The sequence below is a fragment of the Halomonas sp. 141 genome (assembly GCF_002810305.1).
GTDB classification, from domain to species: domain Bacteria; phylum Pseudomonadota; class Gammaproteobacteria; order Pseudomonadales; family Halomonadaceae; genus Vreelandella; species Vreelandella stevensii.
This window is the reverse complement of sequence record NZ_PINZ01000004.1, coordinates 125,142-145,187: the sequence shown is the minus strand read 5'-3', so window position 1 is coordinate 145,187 and position 20,046 is coordinate 125,142. Positions and strand designations below refer to the sequence as shown.

19 protein-coding genes and 1 CRISPR repeat array are annotated in these 20,046 nt (G+C 58.7%); of the genes, 7 read left to right on the top strand and 12 right to left on the bottom strand.

Annotated elements, in window-relative coordinates; translation table 11 throughout:
• Window positions 1-335, bottom strand: a 335-nt coding sequence (locus CWI66_RS03720; protein ID WP_232710733.1) for an acyltransferase family protein, incomplete at its 3' end; no start/stop codon positions are given.
• Window positions 336-459: 124 nt separating this feature from the next.
• On the opposite strand from CWI66_RS03720, the gene CWI66_RS03715 reads away from it, so the two are divergent.
• On the top strand, window positions 460-1,401 hold the full coding sequence (locus CWI66_RS03715; RefSeq protein WP_446718676.1) for an alpha/beta hydrolase: 942 nt from the start codon (window positions 460-462) through the stop codon (window positions 1,399-1,401).
• Here CWI66_RS03715 and CWI66_RS03710 read toward each other — a convergent pair.
• The 3 genes from CWI66_RS03710 to CWI66_RS03705 are packed head-to-tail and all read right to left on the bottom strand — an operon-like array spanning window position 1,371 to window position 2,230.
• A complete protein-coding gene (locus CWI66_RS03710) occupies window positions 1,371-1,691 on the bottom strand; it encodes a diguanylate cyclase (RefSeq protein WP_157808947.1) in 321 nt (106 codons plus the stop codon). The genes CWI66_RS03715 and CWI66_RS03710 overlap by 31 nt on opposite strands.
• Window positions 1,692-1,706: 15 nt before the next feature.
• A complete protein-coding gene (locus CWI66_RS17945) occupies window positions 1,707-1,859 on the bottom strand; it encodes a hypothetical protein (RefSeq protein ID WP_157808946.1) in 153 nt (50 codons plus the stop codon).
• Window positions 1,859-2,230 (bottom strand): PAS domain S-box protein, encoded by a 372-nt coding sequence (locus CWI66_RS03705; RefSeq protein WP_100730949.1) that lies wholly within the window; start codon window positions 2,228-2,230, stop codon window positions 1,859-1,861. Before CWI66_RS03705 ends, CWI66_RS17945 begins: the two co-directional genes overlap by 1 nt.
• 139 nt (window positions 2,231-2,369) lie before the next feature.
• On the opposite strand from CWI66_RS03705, the gene CWI66_RS03700 reads away from it, so the two are divergent.
• Complete coding sequence (locus CWI66_RS03700; protein WP_081137944.1) at window positions 2,370-2,687, top strand: hypothetical protein; 318 nt, start codon at window positions 2,370-2,372, stop codon at window positions 2,685-2,687.
• Between the two features lie 375 nt (window positions 2,688-3,062).
• Window positions 3,063-7,790: a CRISPR direct-repeat array (repeat unit 29 nt; unit sequence CGGTTCATCCCCGCTCGTGCGGGGATCGG).
• 110 nt (window positions 7,791-7,900) lie between these two features.
• On the opposite strand, the gene cas2e is transcribed toward CWI66_RS03700, so the two are convergent.
• The 7 genes from cas2e to casA are packed head-to-tail and all read right to left on the bottom strand — an operon-like array spanning window position 7,901 to window position 14,089.
• On the bottom strand, window positions 7,901-8,194 hold the full coding sequence (gene cas2e, locus CWI66_RS03695; RefSeq protein WP_100730948.1) for a type I-E CRISPR-associated endoribonuclease Cas2e: 294 nt from the start codon (window positions 8,192-8,194) through the stop codon (window positions 7,901-7,903).
• Entirely contained in the window at window positions 8,195-9,115 is a 921-nt protein-coding gene (gene cas1e, locus CWI66_RS03690) for a type I-E CRISPR-associated endonuclease Cas1e (RefSeq protein WP_100730947.1), read from the bottom strand.
• Window positions 9,116-9,123: 8 nt separating this feature from the next.
• Window positions 9,124-9,813 (bottom strand): type I-E CRISPR-associated protein Cas6/Cse3/CasE, encoded by a 690-nt coding sequence (cas6e, locus tag CWI66_RS03685; RefSeq protein ID WP_016915818.1) that lies wholly within the window; start codon window positions 9,811-9,813, stop codon window positions 9,124-9,126.
• Window positions 9,813-10,562, bottom strand: a complete 750-nt coding sequence (cas5e, locus tag CWI66_RS03680) for a type I-E CRISPR-associated protein Cas5/CasD (RefSeq protein WP_100730946.1) — start codon at window positions 10,560-10,562, stop codon at window positions 9,813-9,815. Before cas5e ends, cas6e begins: the two co-directional genes overlap by 1 nt.
• 9 nt (window positions 10,563-10,571) lie before the next feature.
• Window positions 10,572-11,663, bottom strand: coding sequence for a type I-E CRISPR-associated protein Cas7/Cse4/CasC (gene cas7e / locus CWI66_RS03675; protein ID WP_100730945.1), 1,092 nt, complete (start codon window positions 11,661-11,663; stop codon window positions 10,572-10,574).
• Window positions 11,664-11,723: 60 nt separating this feature from the next.
• Window positions 11,724-12,389, bottom strand: a complete 666-nt coding sequence (gene casB, locus CWI66_RS03670) for a type I-E CRISPR-associated protein Cse2/CasB (RefSeq protein WP_100730944.1) — start codon at window positions 12,387-12,389, stop codon at window positions 11,724-11,726.
• Complete coding sequence (casA, locus tag CWI66_RS03665; RefSeq protein ID WP_100730943.1) at window positions 12,389-14,089, bottom strand: type I-E CRISPR-associated protein Cse1/CasA; 1,701 nt, start codon at window positions 14,087-14,089, stop codon at window positions 12,389-12,391. Before casA ends, casB begins: the two co-directional genes overlap by 1 nt.
• Here casA and CWI66_RS03660 point away from each other — a divergent pair.
• Window positions 14,088-14,609 carry a DUF29 domain-containing protein gene (locus tag CWI66_RS03660; RefSeq protein WP_232710731.1) on the top strand — a complete coding sequence of 174 codons (522 nt, stop codon included), beginning with the start codon at window positions 14,088-14,090 and terminating at the stop codon, window positions 14,607-14,609. The genes casA and CWI66_RS03660 overlap by 2 nt on opposite strands.
• A gap of 5 nt (window positions 14,610-14,614) precedes the next feature.
• On the opposite strand, the gene CWI66_RS03655 is transcribed toward CWI66_RS03660, so the two are convergent.
• Window positions 14,615-17,290 carry a CRISPR-associated helicase/endonuclease Cas3 gene (locus CWI66_RS03655; protein ID WP_100730941.1) on the bottom strand — a complete coding sequence of 892 codons (2,676 nt, stop codon included), beginning with the start codon at window positions 17,288-17,290 and terminating at the stop codon, window positions 14,615-14,617.
• A 212-nt stretch (window positions 17,291-17,502) separates the two neighbouring features.
• Here CWI66_RS03655 and CWI66_RS03650 point away from each other — a divergent pair, with 212 nt between their 5' ends.
• From CWI66_RS03650 to CWI66_RS03640, 4 genes are all read left to right on the top strand, one after another.
• Window positions 17,503-18,120: a hypothetical protein gene (locus CWI66_RS03650; RefSeq protein ID WP_081192181.1), complete on the top strand. Its 618-nt coding sequence runs from the start codon at window positions 17,503-17,505 to the stop codon at window positions 18,118-18,120.
• Window positions 18,121-18,278: 158 nt separating this feature from the next.
• Complete coding sequence (locus tag CWI66_RS18170; protein WP_186299161.1) at window positions 18,279-18,428, top strand: hypothetical protein; 150 nt, start codon at window positions 18,279-18,281, stop codon at window positions 18,426-18,428.
• A complete protein-coding gene (locus CWI66_RS03645) occupies window positions 18,425-19,159 on the top strand; it encodes a metal ABC transporter ATP-binding protein (protein WP_016915809.1) in 735 nt (244 codons plus the stop codon). The genes CWI66_RS18170 and CWI66_RS03645 overlap by 4 nt, the downstream gene beginning before the upstream one ends.
• On the top strand, window positions 19,143-20,033 hold the full coding sequence (locus tag CWI66_RS03640; protein WP_100730940.1) for a metal ABC transporter permease: 891 nt from the start codon (window positions 19,143-19,145) through the stop codon (window positions 20,031-20,033). Before CWI66_RS03645 ends, CWI66_RS03640 begins: the two co-directional genes overlap by 17 nt.
• Window positions 20,034-20,046 lie beyond the last annotated feature (13 nt).

Genomic DNA, 20,046 nt, shown 5'->3' with positions numbered 1-20,046 from the left:
CAGGGTCGTCCTGACGGACGACGCGCTATCCCTCCCCGCACTAGAAGTGCGGGGTTTCTCGCGCAAAGACTGATGAAGCCATACATCAGGTAAGGCAGCATGACGTACTTGACCCGCTGGAGCAGAAAGCCCGGCGGGACCTGCTTGTCGTAACGCACGGCGAAAACGAATATCGAGATGAACAGGAACACGGGGGTCCCTAATACCAGGGGAATCCGCATGAGGTCGGTGGCCAGGTTATCTACCCGCTGGTTCAAATGGTCCAGCCAATGAAACAAAAAAACGGCAATGCAGCCGTAAGCACGCAGCCAGTAGATTTCCTCGATTTTCTGCATCCAGCCTCTCGGTTTTCCCCCAGCGCACCGCCTAGCCACTATCCTGTTAACAGCGGCCGGGAGTGAACACCCGCAAGCAGCCTGTTGTCCGACCTTGTAAATGCCCGTAAATTCCGGAGGCCCCGTGATCAAAAGAGCTGCCCTGCAACGCATTGCCCTGCTGGTTGGACGCTTGACCGGACTCTTTGGCTGGCTATTGCTGAGCAACGTAGCACTGGCAGGCGAGGTGGTGCGCGAGCAGTTCTACTCCCCCACGCTGGGCCATAATTCCCCTTACACGCTGTATTTACCCGATGGCTATGACAGCCAAGCGACAACGCCCTACCCCGTGATCTACCTGCTGCACGGTTCTTTCGGTAACGAGCTGGATTGGGCCACTCGGGGCAACCTGCCACAGGTGGCAGATCGGCTGATTCAGGCAGGACATATTCCCCCCGCCGTGTTCGTCATGCCAGGTAGCCGCAGCTGGTGGGTAGATGGCCATAACGAACCCGCCCGCAGCGCTTTTTTCAATGACCTGATGCCTCACATCGAAGCCCACTACCACGTGGGCACCACTCGTGAGCAGCGAGGAGTGGCCGGGCTTTCGGCAGGCGGCTACGGCGCGCTGAACTTCGCGCTGGAACGCCCCGAAATGTTTGCCGCCGCCGCCGCGCTGAGCCCCGCCAGCTACGTGCCCACGCCGCCCAGCAACTCCTCGGCGCACCGCCACCCCGCCTTTCTGGATGAGCGGGGCCAGTTCGACCAGGCACAATGGGAGCGTCTCAACTACACCGCTCATCTGGAGCACTATCGTCTGCAGGTCACGCCGCGCCCTACTGCCGAACAGAGTGACACCCCGCCGGTGCCGCTTTACATCAGCGCCGGACGCAGCGACGTGTACGACGCCGAATACCACGCGCGCCAGCTACGCCAGACCATGGAACGCATTCAGCCAGGACTGGTGCGGCTGGACCTGTACCCCGGTGGGCACACCTGGCGTGTATGGCGAGCCAGCCTACCCGCCGCGCTCAACTTCCTGTTCCAGTACGTGGGTCACGAAGCACCTGGCGAAACGGGCGCATAGAGCACCGCCTGGTTACGCCCCTGCGCCTTTGCCTGATACATCGCCTGGTCGGCGCAATGGATCAGTGTGGACTCTTCAGCAGCGTGCAGGGGCAGCAGGGCCTCTTCGGCACCCACGGGCCCGCCCAACATGGCCACGAACTCATCGCCCCCAATGCGCCCCACACGGTCGCCCCCGTGCAGCCGTTGCCGAAGACGCTGAGCCACGGCCTGCAGTAACTGGTCACCGACACCATGGCCAAAACGGTCATTGACCGGCTTGAAATCATCCAGAGCGATGAACAGCAGCACCAGCGGTGTATCGCATCATTTGGACTGGGCGATGGCGCCGCTCAAGTGGCTGAAGAACAGTGACCGATTGGGCAAGTCGGTCAAGGTGTCGTGCTGGACCAGATGCAGCCTTTTCTGCTCCATCTCCTGGCGTGGCGTCACATCATGGGAAATCCCCAGAAAGCTCATCACCGGCCCCTGCTCGACCAGCTGGGAAAACGTTGCTCGCTGGAGCGCAGCGCGGCCTCCAGCGCCTTACGCTGGGTAATGTCGGTGGCGTAGCCTGTCCATAGCAGGCTGCCATCGGGCTGGCGGCGAGGACAATCGTGGGTCTCGACCCACAGCATCTCGCCATCGCGAAGAAACATGCGAAACCCACTTCGCCAGGGCGTCAAGGAGCGCGTAGGATGAAAGCGCTCCAGGACGGCTTCTGACCCCATGGCTTGCCAACCGACCGTACGCCGAAAAGCAGCATTGCCCTGAACGCACGCCTGGCCATCGCACATCATCACAAACAGCGGGGTCGCCGACTGCTCGAACAGCGCATGGTATAAGTGCATGGGCGCTCCGCTCTCTGGTTCGTAAACGATTAAGTTAAGCGGCCCAGCCCACGGTGTCCACGAACATTGGTTGACTTCTACCAACGCAAACTACACTGAAAAGGAACCCTTTTTTAGACCCACGAAAGGAAGCCTTCCTATGCATAAACACATTGAGTGGGACGACCCCGGCAGCGCGAGCGTGGTGGAGTACTTCAAGAACGACCCTGACCACACCTCCCCCTACCCCGGCGCTATCCTTTCCGCCCGCTACCAGGGCCGCATCGTACGCGTCAAAGTAGAAGCCTACCGTGACGACGACGCCGTCAGCATCGGCAGCGTCGCCGCCATCCTCGACGAACACGGCCACCGCTTCAAATCACACCAGAAAATCGACATCGGCGACATCGTCCGCCTACCCGACGACAAACGCGCCATGGAGCACTGGGAAGAGGAAGAAGAGAACGAAAAAGAGTAACCACGGCCCCCGCTCGGGCGACATGTTGGGGTGGGGGGTTAAGCACACTAGGCTAGTGCATTTGATCTTTAGAAAAGGTGTCAGCTTACATCGGTCAGCCAGCCATGCACTTCGATGGAAAGCTGCACCTTTCCAAGAAGTAGGCGTAATGCGAGGTTGGCTCGCCATCCCCAAATGCCTCATCTGTTTTCACAGGGCACACCAGGCGAATATTGGTCTCTCGCATTACCTGAAGAAGTGTAAGCAAAATATCGGCTAGGCTCCATGTAATAACGACAGGTAAAAAAGCTGATTCTCACTGCAAAGCTTCGCACACATGAACTATATCCTAAGCGGAGATCGGTCATAGATGCCCACGCCCTCCATGCTGGTGCCCGGTTCATCCCCGCTCGTGCGGGGATCGGGATGAGGCGTGGTTCGCGGCGCCCATCGACAGCGGTTCATCCCCGCTCGTGCGGGGATCGGCACGCGCATGGCCACCTGGTCCTGATCGTACACGGTTCATCCCCGCTCGTGCGGGGATCGGGAGCTTGACCTGCTTGCGGATCTCTTTGCTGGCGGTTCATCCCCGCTCGTGCGGGGATCGGATGTGGGGACTGGTATCTGGTAGCGGCATGGCCGGTTCATCCCCGCTCGTGCGGGGATCGGCCTGGAATGCGATAAACCACTTGCCCTTCGCGCGGTTCATCCCCGCTCGTGCGGGGATCGGGCGGCAAGTGCAGGTAAACCCATTGACCCACCCGGTTCATCCCCGCTCGTGCGGGGATCGGATGCTACGGGTAGTGCGCTCGAGCTTCGCTAACGGTTCATCCCCGCTCGTGCGGGGATCGGGACCGGGCACCCGCCCACCACCGGCCAGCGCCGCGGTTCATCCCCGCTCGTGCGGGGATCGGACTCTCCAGCGTTACCCCGGCCTCAATGGCAACGGTTCATCCCCGCTCGTGCGGGGATCGGGTCCTGACTGCATGGTGGGAACAGCAAGGGCGGGGTTCATCCCCGCTCGTGCGGGGATCGGTGGTTATCCAGGCGCGCACGGTGGCCAAGGGCCGGTTCATCCCCGCTCGTGCGGGGATCGGTACTCGCAATGTGACAGCAGCGGTACTGCTGACGGTTCATCCCCGCTCGTGCGGGGATCGGAACTGCTGCAGTTGGCGGTTCAGCTCGATGGCCGGTTCATCCCCGCTCGTGCGGGGATCGGCCCGAAGGCGTAACCCAGGGCTTCCACGTCAGCGGTTCATCCCCGCTCATGCGGGGATCGGTGTACCAGGTCACGAAGGACGAGTGCCTGGACCGGTTCATCCCCGCTCGTGCGGGGATCGGTGTACCAGGTCACGAAGGACGAGTGCCTGGACCGGTTCATCCCCGCTCGTGCGGGGATCGGACTGAGTCAGTTGGCCGAAGCGCTCGATAATGCGGTTCATCCCCGCTCGTGCGGGGATCGGCGAAGCGTCAATGCACAGCACGACAGGCCTGGCGGTTCATCCCCGCTCGTGCGGGGATCGGATGCTGACACTGGCTCTCATCCTGTTTTGCTACGGTTCATCCCCGCTCGTGCGGGGATCGGTACCGGGAACGCCTCAGCCAATTTGACAGCCACGGTTCATCCCCGCTCGTGCGGGGATCGGCGCCTGGTCTTTCTTCGTCGCGGCCGCGTAGACGGTTCATCCCCGCTCGTGCGGGGATCGGTAAGTTATATTTCAAATCACTTAATTTTACATCGGTTCATCCCCGCTCGTGCGGGGATCGGTGCCCGCTGTACGCGTCGTTGATCTCTTTGATCGGTTCATCCCCGCTCGTGCGGGGATCGGCTTGGTCTAGCTCGCTTTCGCGGATGCTGTCGCGGTTCATCCCCGCTCGTGCGGGGATCGGCTTCGCGAGCCAGGACGCGGCGTTCTTTTGGGCGGTTCATCCCCGCTCGTGCGGGGATCGGAAAAACGAGATAACAGTTCAGGATCAGCTAAACGGTTCATCCCCGCTCGTGCGGGGATCGGCCACTCGGTGATCTGCTGAGGGGTGTTATGGGCGGTTCATCCCCGCTCGTGCGGGGATCGGCGTTTGAGCCAGTCCGCGTAGTCCTGCCGGAGCGGTTCATCCCCGCTCGTGCGGGGATCGGGTTTGCCGCGCTGTGCCAACCGAAGCCCGAAGACGGTTCATCCCCGCTCGTGCGGGGATCGGCTGGTGCTGGGCGGCGATGATTTCGCTAAAGCCGGTTCATCCCCGCTCGTGCGGGGATCGGACGCGCATCTCGTACTGAGGGTGCGGATCTGCCGGTTCATCCCCGCTCGTGCGGGGATCGGTCTCTTACACATGGCTGGTTGATGGAAAGGGCCGGTTCATCCCCGCTCGTGCGGGGATCGGGGTGTAGCTGCTGTCGGTGAGGCTGTGGGTTACGGTTCATCCCCGCTCGTGCGGGGATCGGATGGGCGCCTGACCGAGGAAGATCTAATGCTGCGGTTCATCCCCGCTCGTGCGGGGATCGGACCCACGACGACCATGATTGGATGCTGGCCAGCGGTTCATCCCCGCTCGTGCGGGGATCGGGAGAATTTCGGCCTCGATCTGCACCGCCTCATCGGTTCATCCCCGCTCGTGCGGGGATCGGGGCATTCACGTTTGGCGATCCCGAGCCTGTTACGGTTCATCCCCGCTCGTGCGGGGATCGGACATGCGGGCTTTTTTGAACCATCAAGTAATCCGGTTCATCCCCGCTCGTGCGGGGATCGGCGGCAATTTGCGATGCAAAGCTGTCAACCGCGCGGTTCATCCCCGCTCGTGCGGGGATCGGGCCGCCGAGTTCGCCAAGCTGGTGACGGACGGCGGTTCATCCCCGCTCGTGCGGGGATCGGTGGAATATTTAGCCTGTGGAGGCCCCGAATCACGGTTCATCCCCGCTCGTGCGGGGATCGGGCCGCTGGTTAAGCTCACCCAGGCACTGGTCGCGGTTCATCCCCGCTCGTGCGGGGATCGGATTGGCCCCGGGGTGGGGGAAGGGTTAGGCTGCGGTTCATCCCCGCTCGTGCGGGGATCGGGCTGGCATCGCGGGCGATGGCCTGTAGCTCGTCGGTTCATCCCCGCTCGTGCGGGGATCGGTCCTCGAATAGCACAGGCGTCAGCGGCGTGTACGGTTCATCCCCGCTCGTGCGGGGATCGGCGTCAAGTTGCTCTGAATATTGAAGTGTACAGCGGTTCATCCCCGCTCGTGCGGGGATCGGCGTTGTGTGACTGTGTTCGCTAGTACAAACGACGGTTCATCCCCGCTCGTGCGGGGATCGGGATAGTCATAGCCGAAGCGGGCAATCCAGTGACGGTTCATCCCCGCTCGTGCGGGGATCGGCTGCTTTCAAAGCGTGGTCGCGAGTTCCGGCGCGGTTCATCCCCGCTCGTGCGGGGATCGGGCGGATCAGCGTGGTATCGGCAACCGGGTTATCGGTTCATCCCCGCTCGTGCGGGGATCGGACCACCTATCACCGCCCAGCTAGCACCCGCCACGGTTCATCCCCGCTCGTGCGGGGATCGGGGAGAAATACTATGTGGTTCAAAAACATTCAGCGGTTCATCCCCGCTCGTGCGGGGATCGGATGCTTCGCAGCTATGACTAGGGTCGCCGTATCGGTTCATCCCCGCTCGTGCGGGGATCGGAGTCTGGAGCGTATCTGTGGCCTCAGCTAGCGCGGTTCATCCCCGCTCGTGCGGGGATCGGCGTGGATGCCCTTAAGGGCACTGTAGCGACCCCGGTTCATCCCCGCTCGTGCGGGGATCGGCCGTACTGCACTCAAGCCGACCTGGTCGAGCGCGGTTCATCCCCGCTCGTGCGGGGATCGGAAGAGGAACGGCCCGAATGAACAACCTCATCGCGGTTCATCCCCGCTCGTGCGGGGATCGGCTCAACGACACGCAAGTGTTCATGTCCGATAACGGTTCATCCCCGCTCGTGCGGGGATCGGATCCAGAAGCAAGCCGCCGACCAGCAGGGGCGCGGTTCATCCCCGCTCGTGCGGGGATCGGGTAGTAGATGGTGCCGCCTGCGTAGGCCACGTCGGTTCATCCCCGCTCGTGCGGGGATCGGGCGGCGCTGGCTAAATTACTCATCATCGTCGCCGGTTCATCCCCGCTCGTGCGGGGATCGGGCCACCCAGTGTGTCGAACATGCTGGCCGCGGCGGTTCATCCCCGCTCGTGCGGGGATCGGTCCCCACCTATCGGAAGGCGGTTACCCACAGCCGGTTCATCCCCGCTCGTGCGGGGATCGGATGCCAGAGCCGGCGGTGGCGCGTTCTACGCGCGGTTCATCCCCGCTCGTGCGGGGATCGGCTAGGCCTGATCGTGTTTGGGGGGCACCGTCGCGGTTCATCCCCGCTCGTGCGGGGATCGGGCCGTACTGGCCAGGTGGCTGGTCGGGTAGCACGGTTCATCCCCGCTCGTGCGGGGATCGGCGCTGATAGATCCCCCTGCAGGCTCTGGTAGCCGGTTCATCCCCGCTCGTGCGGGGATCGGGGCAACGTCATTGCGGGCGAAGTGCCCGCGCGCGGTTCATCCCCGCTCGTGCGGGGATCGGTGCCGCCCGCTTCATTGGCCGCCAGAATCGCCCGGTTCATCCCCGCTCGTGCGGGGATCGGGCTGAGTGACACGCGCCCAATATCGGCCAGCGCGGTTCATCCCCGCTCGTGCGGGGATCGGGTCGTGCCACTGGCGTGCCTGTTCGGGCATGTCGGTTCATCCCCGCTCGTGCGGGGATCGGTTCCACTTGGGAGGTTGACATGGAACCTTTTACGGTTCATCCCCGCTCGTGCGGGGATCGGGCGGCGTCGGCTGGGCGCTGGTAGCCGGTTATCGGTTCATCCCCGCTCGTGCGGGGATCGGTAGCCGCCCTGAATAAACGATTTGAACAACCCCGGTTCATCCCCGCTCGTGCGGGGATCGGTGCCCGCCGTCGCCGAACGCCATGTAGGCGATCGGTTCATCCCCGCTCGTGCGGGGATCGGATCCACCACGCGGGCCAGGCCAGCGTCGCGGGCGGTTCATCCCCGCTCGTGCGGGGATCGGGCGAAAATTGGCCGCTACGGAGGGCGGTTTTCCGGTTCATCCCCGCTCGTGCGGGGATCGGACTTGTTGTAGATATTTGATCTACAAGAAGAAAATAGCAGATAAAAATTCTACCAGCTATTTTGCTGACTTTTTAACCACTTTAAATTATTAAAGATCAAATAAAATCAACTAGTTAACTTGCGGCGGTAAAAAGCGCACCAAGCGTAATCCGTCATGATCAACCGGCTCTCGGCGGTTTTCACCGTAGGTTTGAAATTCAAACCCCGATTCATGGTTGCTTGCCCAGGCCATGGCGACGTTGCCATCTTCAGCTAGCGCTTCGACCTGCTCCCAGATCATTTCGCGAATGCGCCTGCTTACATCACCCACATAAACACCGGCTCTAATCTCTAAAAGCCACACTGCTAACCTGCCACGTAGGCGTGGCGGCACGGCTTCTGTAACCACTACGAGCATCGCCATTTATCCGCTCCTGTGCCCGGCATCACCGACCGACGGTGGTTCTGGAATTGCAGGTGGCACAGCATCAGGTGCTGGAGGTGGGGGCTGAATCTCGCCTGCGGCCAGCACATCTTCGATCATGGGAATCAAGCGCTGGAGAATGCGAGACTGCTTGAATGCATCGCGGCAAGCGATACGAACTTCTCTTTCCGGCAGAGGCGGATTACGCGAAGCGACTCTAAAAGCTGCGGGCACTACCGTTTCGAACTTCACAATGTCGGCAATATCGTACACAAAGCTCAGCGGCTTACCGGTGTGCAGATACCCAATCGCTGGGGCATAGCCTGCGGCCAAAATAGCGGCTTCGGTAATCCCATATAAACAGGCCGTTGCTGAGGATAGGCATTGGTTAGCGACATCCGATGCATCCCACTGTTTTGGATCGTAACGGCGTCCGTTCCATTTAACGCCGTACTGTTTGGCTAATAGTTGGTAGGTTTTGCGCACCCTTGCGCCCTCCATACCACGCAGTTGCTCGATGCTGCGACGAGAAGGTGGCTCTTCACCAAAACGCAGCTCAAACATCTTGCGTACCACTTTAAGACGCAGCTTTTCATCCAACGCCAGCTGCGCTTGGTAAAGCAATTTGTCTGACCGTGCGCCGCCGGGTTGCCCAGCACTATAGAGGCGTACGCCAGCATCGCCTACCCAAATCAGTAGCGTACCTACCGTAGCCGCAAGCTTAATGGCGGCATGCGAAACCCGGGTGCCCGGCTCCAGCAACAGACAAGCCACTGAGCCAACCGGGATATGCATTCGCTCGCCGTTCACCTCGTCAATGACGACGAAAGCACCGTCACGCACGTCTATCTGTCCCATCCCGATAAAGATCATCGACATACGGTCTTTTTCGGGAATGGGCTTTAGTGGAATAAAGCCCATGTTGCCTCCTAAGGTCGGCGCAGTAGTAGCAAACCTCCACCGAATGCCTTGGCCCGCCCAATGCCGTGAGCCATGGTTTCGATCAGCTTTCCTGGATGGGTCACTTCCAGCAGACCTTCGTAATCCACCGTGGAGAATTGAACTGGCTTGCCGCTGCCTTTGTTCAATACATGTTGACGGTAGGCACCTAACTCTGGCGTCACCGGTAGGCGAAAGCCCCACGTTTCAGCACGGCTTTCGAGCCACTCACGGGCCTTACTATTCATCGCCTCAACGCAAGCTTGGCTAGTACGCTGCCCCGGCGCGAATGGCTTTTTGGCGACCATTAACACATCGGCACGTTGGCCACGTTGCCCCGGCACATGCACTGCCATCGTGGGGTTAGCACGCAGGCGGAATGCCAACATATCTCCCGCTTTTAGCTCAGGTGCATAAGATTTACTCTCTGCAGTAAGCAAGCCTGCCACTGATACAGGTTCACGGTCTGAAAGAACATAAAAGAGCGGCAACCCTTTTATGGCTTTACCCTCTTCGGCTTCTTCTATTTCCTGCCGGAAAAGAAACGGGCGAGGGCCTTCATGCTCGGGAAATAGCTGCCACAAAAGCTGATGCGCGGTGTAGGCTTCTGCATTCATCACATCAAATAGCTTGTCACGAGACAGCCCGTTCAGGTCGACACGTACACGGGAGAGATACATTAGCGTGCCTCCTCTGCTGCTACTGAGCGGCGAAACTCTAACCGAGGGCCAAACTGCCAACGGCGGCGATTTAGCGGCAAATCCCATACATCGTTGTACTCTGCCACTTGGCTGCCATCTAAACCACTCGCCTCGCCTTCCCATGCGTATAATGCTTCATCGGGAAAACGCAGTGCCTTTCTGTCTTCTTGGCAGTTAACCGCCAGCTTAGGAAACACCACATCCAGGGCTTCTTTAAGCGTGGGGCACTGCCGTAATTGAGGAGCAAGGGGCGCAGAGGGCGGGCAGGATTTGCGCCCTAAATAAAGCGGGTAATGGGGCGTTTTTAGCGCTTGCTCCAGTTCAGAAAGCGTCAACGTTGCTTCTGGCGTTAGCCAGACGGCTACTGTCCATAGACCGTCGCAGCGATAATCCCGGCTAGAGAGGATTGTTTTCAACGCATCGCGCGGGCCGCTTAGTTCTTCTTTGCGAGTTTGGTAGCTCACTTTTGACTGTGCGGCAGGCATCTGAACCGTGTGGTAGTCGCGCATTAACATACCGGAGGTGTACTGTTTTACGCCCATGGCAATGCTGTCACGCAGCTCCATTTGGCCTGCATCGTCATCACGACGAATACCTAGAGCGGCCCCCAGCAGTCCCAAAACAGCCCCTTTGCCCGGATAAGTCGCCGTAGGGCGCGTTTCACCAACGGCGGCCTCGCCCCAACTGGCAAGCGGCGCATAGAGCCGAAAAATAAGATAGTCGGTCATGCCGCCTCCTTACTGGTCGGCTTTTAAGAAAGCGATCAGCTCTGTAAGGCTGCCTTTTTGAACATTGCCTTTTAGCTGCGGTTCTTCATAGCCGGTCTCGGCGCTGGTGACAAAGCGACTGTCAGCACCTGCGTCATAAGCGCCATCAAACGCGTTAGCCTGCTCTTCAATACGCTTAATAGCATCGAGTGCTTGATCTTGCCCCGCGACCGGACGCAGATAAGCAGTGGAGAGTGAACGCGGCTGCTGGTTGCCTTTTTCAGCCAGCACGTAGCTCGCATGGGCGCGGGAACCAAAGCTGTTTTGCTTGCCTTTGGGTGACGTTTTAGCCGCAGCTTCCACCAACGCAGCAATCGCCTGATCGGCTAGCTCACTGTTGCCCTGCAAGTTCTCAACCAACTGCTGCCGGTCAATGCAGATATAGAGATAGAACAGCCCGGCACCAAAACCCGATTCGCCAATATGCGCCGCACCCCGGTCTTGATCGCCGGTGTTTAAGTCATCAACAGCGGTAAAGTAATCATCTTCCACTTCGGCAGCATGCACAGTGATCGCATGGGCCACTTGGCAGGCGGCATCGACGTTATATTCAGGTACCGCTGCTAACATACGGCCAAACAGAGCGACATCGGCGGCGGCAGGTTTGTGGCGCAATAGCTTTAATTCATCATCGTGTGGCTCGCGCTTCTCTGCCGCCAGCGTTTCAACCAATGCGCTGATCGCTTGGCGCTCCTCCAAGCCAACGTGCACTAGCTGCTCAATCTCAAACTCTTTAGCTTCGCCTTTTTCTACTTTACGCAGCTTGCCAAACACACCGGCTATTTTTTCTGCGCTCGCTGCTGCAGTTTTTTCATCCAGCCCTTTTTCTTTCAGTTCTTTATAGGCTTCAGAGCCTAGACGCTTGGTGCGTGTACCCACATGCCCCGCCAGTGCTTCTTCAAAGAGAGCAGAGGTACGCCAGGTACGCTTGAGGCTTTGCGACGAAACACGTAGGCGCTTGGCACCACCCATCAAGGCAGTTTTGGGACGGCCTAAATCATCGCGGTTGAGGTTGGCGGGCGGATAAGAAGTCAGCAGGTGCAGTTGAATAAAGTGGCTCATGAATAACTCCATTCGTGATGTCTATGTGAAGCCAGGAGGGTTGATCGTCAGTCGTAAAAATCAGTCGCTGCCATGGCTATAGCGAGATGTTGCAGCGAAATAGTCATTTGCCAGTACAAACCCAAGACGGTGAGTGGGCTTGGCAGATAAACGCCCACGATGCTCACGCCACCAGAGCGCGATAACACTCGCCAGCAGCACGACACTGATATCTTTCTTGTCTGCAAGCGCCAGCGCCCGGCGTAAGCGCTGAATGAACTCTTCCGGCGTACGGCAGGAAAGAAGTTGCTGAAAACGCAGCTCACTCATCAGCGGTTTTTTGGTTTGCTCTTTTTGCTGGCCAAGGCGCAAGGCTAACGATGCGCCCTTCTTTTCTTCGCGCAACTCCGCAGCTATTAACGCAATGCATGCCCACACTTGTAGCTTTTCATCGCGATAATCCGTTTGTTTCGTCGCTTCTGGCAGCATCGCCCATAGCTCACGAAAACCTTGGGTTAACATGGCGGCCTCGGCAGTATCACAACGTCGCAGTACTGCTCTCACACCACGGGGCAGTGGTGGCTGAGGGGTGAATGCTTTCAAGGCCTGTGGGGTTAACGTCAACCGCTGCCACCAGCGGCGCAGGGCGACAGCTTCATCCAACTTCAAAGCGACGAGCGCTTTTTTCTCCGCCTCGGACAAAATATCTTCTTTTTCGATTGTTTCCGGCGTCTCCACATCACTCATCAGGCGTCTCCTGTCGTTGTTGCAGCAGAGGCCGCATTACGCTTGGCCTTCGCGGAGGGGTCAAAATCACCCTGTTGGATAAAGTCACTTACCACTTTGCTACCTTTGCTCTTGCCGCCAAGAAAGCTTTGCAGCTGCCGATGGGCAGCCGTAGCACGTTCAAGATCCATGCTTTCCTGGGAACCGCTTAGGGCTAGGTCTTCGAATACACGCATGGCTTCACGCTTGAGGGCGAAGTACCAACGCTCAGCAATGTCAGGAGGGATATGCGGTGGCGGCGCGTCTTGTTGCAGCACCTGCTGCAGGGCTAACAACGCTTTAAAAAATTCAGGCTCAGTGGCATCGTAAAACTGGTTATCAATGGCGCTCATATCGCCCTTGGCATCCGATGGCCGTGAGAACCAGGCGTTTTTAACCTGAGTACGCACCATCCAGGCGATATTGCGCGACAGCTCGGTCAGTTGGTGAACCCAGGCACGCAGCTTTTCCTGCTGGCCTTGTGGTATTTCCACCAAAGGCATTTCGACGCTATACCAGCCCCGCGGCTTCATGTTGTCCATGTCGTAGCCGAACACCCATAAACGTGCCTCTCTCAGCAGCGCCTGAATGTCTTCTCCACGACTTCGCTCTTGTGTCACTAGCTTTTGTTTGTTGAGGTAACTTTTCAGCACTGCAGCCGCGATTGCGCCGCTGCTTTCTTCATCGTTAAGCACAAAGCCTGACCAGTGCCGATAGCCAAGCCCACCCGGCTGGCCTTTGCTGGAAAGCGGCAGTTCATTAGGCTTTTTTGGATCACGTCGGTAGGGGGTTAGCGGGTGTAACCAAGGGCCGTCGTAGTTGGCTCCCTGTTTCTTGGCGCGTAATTCGCGCACCACACGATTGGTTTTTCGGCCACAAATATCACACAGGCATTCATCGGCTTCTTCAAATAGCAGCCGAAAGCGGCGCGGCATTGACCAGTAAGCGTGCAGGGGGTGGGTATCTTCAGGCAGCACCTCGGTGCCTTTTTTATCGCTTACCCGCGTATTGGTCATCCAGAAAAATAGCGAAGGTTCTTTTGGATGCGGCGCAGTCCACTGCTGGCCTTTTTGGGTGGCCTCTTTCTGTGTGATGACGTTTAGCCACAGACGCTCCCACAGGCTGGCATCTGATGACTCAGGCATCACTAACGTTGTCAGTGGGCCACCACCACGCAAGCCCACACGGATACCAGCACCGCCCGCAGGGGCGTTAATCTGCATGGTATACAGTGCTATGGCCGCGCAGGCGTCACACATCACCTCAACACGGCCGCGCTTGACGAAAAAGTCGGTATTATTTTTGATACCGTTGGCACCAGGAGCATCGATCAATAAACCACTGACGGTCGCGTTTTTAACATCGTCCAGCGGGTCAAGGTCCTGCATAAAGCGGGGGCCATCGCCGTCCAGCTCAAAAGCGCTACTGAAAGGCGCGAATGCTTTATCCAACGCTGCAACACTGGGTGGCTCCATTAACACATCAAGCCAGTCATCATGGGTTTTCGGCGGCAGCGCCGTTTGTAGCAGGCCGATCAGAAACTGGTAGGCCGCTCCCTGAAAGTCTGCTCGCGGCAAGGCGAGGTTGATTACATCAGGATCAGCTAGCGCAGAAGGGGGGAGATACTCTACCTTTCCATTTCTCAATAGAAAGGGTAGCCAGGAGTCTTCAAGTAAATTCATGTACACCTCGATAGTGTCGTCTGGTGTCGGCGCTTCGTTTACACTGAAAAATATTAGGATTATTCATAAGGCGGAGAGGATCAGGACAATGGCAATTCATTACGAGCAGGATGCCTATGCCTGGGCGCTTGAACAGGCCGGGCTCCTTCGCGCTGGAAAAGTGGACAAGCTGGATCTTGAGCATCTTGCCGAGGAGATTGAGAGCATGGGGAAAAGCGAGCGACGCGCCTTGATTAGCCAACTGGCCCGCTTGCTGATGCACCTGCTGAAATGGGAACACCAACCCGAGCGGCGTTCGCGTAGCTGGCGGTTGACGATTCAAGATGCTCAAACCAAGGTGAATCGCCTGCTGAAAGATAACCCTAGCCTCAAGGCATCGCTGCCTGAACTGATGAGCGAGGCTTACGACGATGCTCGCCGTGCCGCTGCGATTGAGACTGACCGAGAGCCGCAGGAATTTCCGGAGCAGTGTTTGTACAGCTTCGAAGAAGCCATGAGTTTTCAACCTAGCGAACATTGATTGCCTCATGGCGCTGGCTCCTTACTGCCTAGCCTAACTCCCCACTGGGTGTCGTAGTCACAATTAGGATCATCGCTAGGCAGCCAGGGCTGGACATACTTCAGCGCTTTATGGCGCTCTTGCAGGGTAAGCCATTGGCTTTCGTAGCGATACGGTAGGGATGCGAGCTTTGACGCCTGGCTTTGGCGTAACTTTACCTGGCTGAGCATATCGGCATGGCGGCGCTCTCCCGCCCACAGCGACAGCTCGTTATCGTCGGTGAGTAACAGCAACAAAACATTGATCGTAGGCTCATCCATCAGCCTTGTGCCTATCTCTTGCTCTTCCTGCCACTGATCGCTTTTTATATAGCCCTCTTCCAGGTTGAGCGCATTGAAATTCGCCATAGAGCCTGCCGTTCTCTGCATTCCTTTTTGCTCGTAACGCGCTCCCTGCAGAGCATCAGGAATATCGTCAGGTACTGAGCCATATACACCTTCAATAAGATCTCTTGCCTCTTCGGGCATACGTATCGCTTCCAGGCGACGTAATACTCCTTGGGTTAACCAGCTTAACGAGGTATCGCGGTAAACCGCCTGGGTACCTGGCAGCGTGCGCTTGAGCCAATGCTCATCGGGATCATCCGCCCAAGGAGGTGCTAGCACCAGCAGGCGCGGCTGGCAGCGCTCACCACGCTGGTGGCGTTGTAACCGCCCTGCCCGTTGGATCAATAGATCGATGGGGGCAATGTCGCTGATCATCACATCCACATCGCAGTCGAGAGACTCCTGAAATACCTGGGTACTGATCAACACTTGACCCTGACGTATTTCAGGCGTTGAGCCTTTGCCTAAGCGCTCGATGACCTGGGACTCAATGCGCTGCCTATCCACCATGGCAAAGCGGCTGTGGAACAGCAGACAGCGTTCAGGATCAGGGTGCAGGGCAGCGATGGCTTCGAATGCACGAATAGCGTCATCTACCGTATTGCGCACCCAGGCGATGCACTCACCGGCCTCTACTGCTGCCAGCACCGCCTCTATCGCCTGTTCTTCTTCGGTTAGCCAAGCGACTTCAACACTCCTGGACACCTCTTTGCGCGAGCCCAGCGGCAGCTCTAACGGTTGCCCTTCGCTCACATGGGTCAGTAACGGAAAGTCCTCTTTTTGTGGTTTCGTTGGTGACAGCCCAAGCCCTGTTTGCCAAGCAGCCATCAAGGTACTGCGCATGGCACGCGGAAGCGTGGCGGTCAGCAGAATCGCGCTACCGCCCTGTCGAGCGTGATAGCTCAGCAGTTGGCTCAGCAGGGTCTGCATGTAATTGTCGTAGGCGTGAACCTCATCAATGACGAGCACCTTTCGCGCTAGCCCGTATAAACGCAGCGATTGGTGGCGAAACGGCAAAATGGCCATCAATGCTTGGTCGATGGTGCCGACACCGACCTCTGCAAGCAGTGCTTTTTTACGCGAATCCGCTAGCCATTGATTGCAGCGACTAGTGGCCGACAGCTCGCTAGCGGTGTAATCCAAATCAGTAGGCTGAGGTGCGGAAACGGCGGCGATAAAATCGTCGTTTAACTCTCGCGCGCCGTGAGCAAGAACAAAAGAGGGGATAGATTCAGCGGTGTAAAAGCGGCGGTGCAAATTGCCCAGCCGCGAATACATGGCGTTCGAGGTGGCCATGGTGGGCAGTGCAAAATAGAGCCCATCGCCGTGGCCTGCCGCCAATAGACGTTGCGTCAGAATACAGGCGGCCTCGGTTTTGCCTGACCCGGTGACATCTTCCAGGATAAACAACTGCGGCACATCCGTTAGTGCCACTGTCTCGGCGGCATGCTGTAAAGGCGTTGGCGTGAAGGATTGTTTGCCAAACCAGTCGGTCATGCTCGCGTAAGGTAATGGTTCGGAAACCTTGTTAAACCCTGTTTCTTCCAATGCTTTCTCAGCATTGTGTAACGCAATTTGCCAATAATCGGCGAGAGGTAGCTGCTCTTGAAGGTAGGGGAAGTGATCCTGGTTCGAACCCAACCAGTCGCTTAAGGTTGCCCAGCCTGCGATTGACCAGCTTAGCGTCTGCAGGGCATAAACCCACTCTTCTGAAAACAGCTGCTCGATTGGCCACTCTGGCGGAACGACGTTGGCCCAATCGGCAATAAACTGCCGCGTTGCCTCTGCATCATCAGCGTGTTCATCACGACAAAAAAACCTTTCTATGCCGATATTGCCTGCGCTTACTGGCTGGCCGTGATGACCAAAAAAGGGGGGTGAGAGAACAGAAAAAGCTGCGCGAAGTGCTTTGCGCTCAGCGCGCGTCAAGCTTGTTGTCCACTTCAACGTGCCATCTTCCAACCAGTCCAGATATTTTGTCTCCCAAATCACGTCGCCTAACCGGTCATGGCGCTCGGTATAAACGTATTGCGCAACACGAGGGACTAGTTTCACGTTCGAGGTCGGTTGGAAAAGTCCTTGAAAAGCGCGTGAGAACTTACCGATATCGTGCAAACCTAACCAAAAAACCAATAGGTTGCGCAGCGACTCAGGTTCCAGACTTAGCTGTGATGCCAAGCGCCGTGTTAGCGGCCTATCCGGCGAAAGCAATAGCCAACCCACCGCAGCCACATCCAGGCTGTGATACGGCAATAAATGGCACTCGACACTTTTCCCCTTGGCGTGTGCCTTTCCCCAGTAGTGGTAGTAAGTCACTGCTGCCTCCTTGCCTGATTAGACACACCCTATCTAAGCACTCTTCGCCCTGAAACACCATTGATCCTCATCACGCTTTGCCTACCCACTTTCCACGCTCATGGCACCTTTCCGCCGTGCTACGCTTAGCACTATCGTTTCGGTGACTCAGGTGTTTGGCCATGCAATTACGGCAACGTGTACAGAAGATGTTGGCGGCGGGGGCGTTGCTGATGCTGACACTGCCCTCCCAGGCGCAAACTGGAAATGAGTGGGCCACGTACGACCGCGTGTTCGAGAACGGAGCGCGTCAGGCGCAGTGGTGGGAGGCGGGCTGGAGCGGCATTTACGCGGCCAGCCTGGTGGTCGATGCCTACCAGTCCAGCGAGGCCAGCAGCCGCGATGACCGTTTCGATGCGCGCATTGGCGTGGTGAAGTCGGCGCTGGCGCTGGCGGGGACGCTCACCGATCGCCAGCCACATCGGGCGGCGCTGGCAGAGTATGAGCGGCTGAAGGCCCAAGGCGAGCTGAGCGGGGTGCAGGCGTTGGGCCTGCAGTTGGCCCAGGCAGAACGCGAACGCCGCGGCTGGGAAGCGCGGGTCAGCTCCCTGGTGGTGAACAGCGTGGCCGGCGCGGTGATTGCAGCCGATGGCCGGGAGCGGGATGGCGCGGTCAATTTTGCCACCGGCATGCTGATCAATGAATTACAGATCTGGACCCAGCCCCATCAGGCGTCCCGCGCGATCAACCACTTTCAACCGGCCCGTGTGTCGCTGGGCCCGGTCACGCTGGAAGGCGAATATGCCCTGCTGGTTACCCCTCAACAGCTGAGCGCGACCTGGCGGTTCTGAAGGTGGGCCAGGCTGCTTTCCGTGCTCGGCTTTCCGGGCACTTTTTATAGGTACGCTTGTCGTTGTCAGGGCCGCATGAGCGCGTAAAATATGCGGCTCTTTTTTTGTTTCTCTATTCGTTATGTTATAACTTATTTATTCGTGAGTGAGGTTGCTCGATGAGTGAGCACATGCATCGCCATAACAAGGAAGGTCCTTGTCATTTTTCGCTGATGTCGTTGTCGGCCACCAAACGGCTGGGGTTGGTCGCCCTTCCCCTGCTGGCGTTGTGGGGGCTGGTGGTGTGGGCAGGCGGGTGGCCGCTATGAGTGAGCGTTCCTCTTCGCGCCTGCAACTGCACGACCTGCACCTGGCACAGGGTGGTCGCACCGTGCTGGAGCATGTGGACGGCGACATCAAGCGCGGCGCGATCACCGCGCTGATTGGTGCCAACGGCGCAGGTAAAAGCACCCTGATTCAGGCCATCATGGGCGAACTCAGGCCCATCAGCGGCAAAGTGGTGTGCACGGTAGACAAGGCGCGTCGTGCCTGGTTGCCGCAGCAGCTGGCTCTGGACCTGACCTTCCCCATGAGCGTGGAAGAGCTGGTGATGACCGGCAGCTGGCCAAGCCATGGGGCCATGAAAGGTTACTGCGCGGCGCACTACCGCAAGGGTCGCGAGATCATGGCGCGGCTGGGCATCTCCCATTTGGCACATCGGCCACTGGGCGAGCTGTCCGGCGGCCAGCGCCAGCGGGCGCTGATTGGCCGCACGCTGATGCAGGAAGCCGAGCTGCTGCTGCTGGATGAGCCGTTCGCCAACGTAGACAGCGACACAGTGGATATCTTGATCCGTATCCTGCGCCAGATGGCCGATGAAGGCGTGACGATCATCATCGTGCTGCACGACATGGACCACTTGCGCCGCCTGGCCGATGAGGTGCTAATGCTGAGCGGCGGCCATGGCCGCTGGGTGGCACCGAGTGCCTTGCACACGCATCACGCCCCCGCCCAGGTGGTGCCCTTCTCGTTGGGAGGTCGTCATGCTGGCACTGCTTGACGCGTGGTTTATCGCGCCGTTCGACTATGGCTTCATGCGCCGCGCCGTGGTGGGTGGGCTGGCACTTTCCTTGGCCGCGCCGCCGCTGGGCGTGTTTTTGGTGCTGCGCGGCATGAGCCTGATTGGCGATGCCATGGCCCATGCCATTTTGCCGGGGGTGGCGCTGGGCTTCTTGCTGGCGGGGTTTTCGCTGCCGGTGATGAGTGTGGGCGGCGTGCTGTTCGGGCTGATGGTGGCGCTACTGGCCGGGGCCGTTTCCAAAATGGGCGGCCAGCGGGAAGACGCAGCCATGGCGAGCTTTTTCATCATTTCGTTGGCGGCGGGCGTCATGTTGATTTCCATGGGCGGCAGCAGCGTGGATTTAACCCACGTGCTGTTTGGCTCCATTCTGGCCATCAACTCGACCGCCCTGCTGCTGATTGCCGGTATCAGCACGCTCATCGTGGTCACGCTGGCGGTCATTTTCCGCTCGCTGGTGGTGGAGTGCCTGGACCCGCTGTTCTTGCGCGGCCAAAGCCGCCGCAGTGGCTGGGTGCATAGCGTGTTTCTGGGGCTGCTGGTGCTGAACCTGACGGCGGGCTTCCAAACCCTGGGCACGCTGATGGCCGTGGGGCTAATGATGCTGCCCGCCACGGCAGCCCGGTTCTGGAGCAAGCGGCTGGAAGGTTTGATCGGCATCGCGGTGGTGCTGGCCATGGTGTCGAGCACTGGCGGGCTGCTGCTGTCGTTCCATTTTGATACCCCTTCGGGGCCAAGCATTATCCTGCTCGCAGGGGTGGCTTACTTGTTGTCAGCGCTGTTTGGCCGCTATCACAGCTTAGCGGCCAAGCTGCGACGCAAGACCACGCCACTCGCCCTGGAGCAGACATCCTGATCATTCACTAAAG